Annotated in this window: 3 protein-coding genes; all 3 read right to left on the reverse strand. The window is 61.4% G+C overall.

Features of this window, described 5'->3' with window-relative positions:
* Nucleotides 1-20 precede the first annotated feature (20 nt).
* On the reverse strand, nucleotides 21-845 hold the full coding sequence (locus VTU_RS0119075) for an alanyl-tRNA editing protein (RefSeq protein ID WP_010107527.1): 825 nt from the start codon (nucleotides 843-845) through the stop codon (nucleotides 21-23).
* Nucleotides 842-1,528 carry a serine O-acetyltransferase gene (locus tag VTU_RS0119080; RefSeq protein WP_010107528.1) on the reverse strand — a complete coding sequence of 229 codons (687 nt, stop codon included), beginning with the start codon at nucleotides 1,526-1,528 and terminating at the stop codon, nucleotides 842-844. Before VTU_RS0119080 ends, VTU_RS0119075 begins: the two co-directional genes overlap by 4 nt.
* An 81-nt stretch (nucleotides 1,529-1,609) precedes the next feature.
* A partial coding sequence (locus tag VTU_RS28725; RefSeq protein ID WP_010107529.1) for an IS66 family transposase occupies nucleotides 1,610-1,973 on the reverse strand: 364 nt, incomplete at its 5' end.

The raw sequence follows: 1,973 nt of genomic DNA on the forward strand, positions 1-1,973 counted from the left end.
CCGGCGAAGACGTGCGTTCATCACGAAGCGACCTCCGCTCTTTTGGCGTGGTAGCCATCGAGCGCGGGCATCGCCTGCGGGAACTCGCAGGAAATCCGTTCCTTGCCGCGCCCCAGGCCGCGTCGGCGAACTTGCAGCGGCCCGATCGACGCGGCGCTTGTCAAGTGGATGCCGCCGCAAGGAATGACCCTGCCGTCGCAATGCCAGAGACGCGCGTCGGGTTCTGCGGCGTGGGCGCTCACCGAGACGAGTGCGTTGCTCTGCACGTAGGCGTTGGCCACCAGCTCAATGCGCGCCAGTTCGTCAGCTTCGAAGCGATTCTCAACCGCGAAGTCGAAGCGCGCGCCGTGCGGGCGGATGTGGCAGCCTATGGTCGACTCAATAGCTTCTGGCCGGACTTGGCTGATTCCGAGATAAAGGAGGTGTGACGCAGTGTGACTGAGCGCCAGGCGTGCGCGCCGTTCGACATCGATCTGCACCACAACCGGCGCGCCAAGGCTCGCTTGACGCAGGAGCAGTCTGTCCTCGGGCACAATAACGTGCTTGATGACACCACCCACCTGCAGCCCAGGGAATTCGGCCAGTCCAGCGGGATGCAAGTACAGCTTCTTGGCATCGTCGAAGCGCAGCACCGTTCCGTCGTCGAGGACGATCGTACCGTGATCCGCCTCCTGCCCTCCACCTTCCGGATAGGCGACGGTGGCATCGAGCTCGATTGAATCGTCCTCAATGCGCACCACGCGCGCGGGTGCCTTGTAAAGCAGGAAGTCTTCGTAGTACAGACGGCGTGTTCGTCGATTGAAAATCATATCGTTTCCCGGATTCAGCGAAGTCGCGCAGTTCATAAAAGCATGCTGAGTTCTGAGGCGCGCGGCTTTACGATTTGGAGGCTACTGCGCAGCACCACTTTGCTGCCAGCCGGAACGTCACTCGTCACGGTGCAATGGGGGCCGATGAAGACGTCGTCGCCGATGTCGACATTGCCGAAGACACGCGAGAACGCGCCAAGCTGCACGCGGTCGCCGACGGAGGGATGGCGCTTGCCACAGGAATTGGCGGCGATGCCGCTTGCCCCCAGCGTGACGCCGCCGAGCACGTAGCAGTCGTCGCCGACCAATACGGTCTCTCCGAACACGGTGCCCACGCCGTGATCCAGCACGAAGCGCCTGCCGATGGAACTGCACGGATGGAGTTCCGCGCCGGAGAGCATCTTTCCCCGGCTCGACACCAGCAAGGCGTAGCAGGATGACTCGTTGTCCTCGGACTGCGCCTTCTGCGCGAGGCGTTCCATGGCATTGGCGATCCGATAATGAAGAACCGCCCGATAAGAGGTGTAGGTTTGGACGATGCGAAAGGGGTCGCCCCGTGAAGCCGGATCCTTCCTCGCAAAGGCGCAGGCATCAGCAGCTAGCGTCTCAAGCACCTGCCCGACGAGCGCAGTGCCTTCGATGAAGCGGATGTAGCCAGGGGAACAGCACTCCCAAAGCGCTGTCTCCACCTGCGAGCGGATTGCCTGAATCAATGACATGACTTCTCCGATTTATTTTTTTCCCGTGCCGCAGTCCGGGATCGTAAATCTACTCAGCCCCCGGGCCCGTGGCCCAGTCGATCAACCAAAGCGAGGTTGAACCGGAGCGCCCTGAAAGGCTTGGGTGAGCGCGTCAAACAGCTTGGCCCCTTGCTTGTTCAGCGTTGCCAAGTAAGAGCGGATGATGCAGTAGATATCCGCCCCGTCGCTTGTCCGAAAGCACCCGGAAATCTTCTGCTTGACCTTGGGCATGCGCACAGCCTGCTCGGCCACGTTGTTCGTGAAAGGCACGTTCGGGTCGGTCATGAAACGCCAAACGTCATCGCTGTAATCGCGTAGCCGGCCGATCAGGTTGGCGGCCTTGCTCTGCTTGATGCGACCGCGTTGGCCATTGGCCTGCACGCGTGGATTGAGCAGATCGCCTTCGGCCAACGTTGCCTCGAAC

Source organism: Verminephrobacter aporrectodeae subsp. tuberculatae At4 (assembly GCF_000193225.1).
Classification (GTDB): Bacteria; Pseudomonadota; Gammaproteobacteria; order Burkholderiales; family Burkholderiaceae_C; genus Acidovorax; species Acidovorax aporrectodeae.

Coding starts and splice junctions, on each gene's coding strand:
- VTU_RS0119080 (WP_010107528.1), bottom strand. CDS start 1,528: ATGTCATTGATTCAGGCAATCCGCTCGCAGGTGGAGACAGCGCTTTGG.
- VTU_RS0119075 (WP_010107527.1), bottom strand. CDS start 845: ATGAACTGCGCGACTTCGCTGAATCCGGGAAACGATATGATTTTCAAT.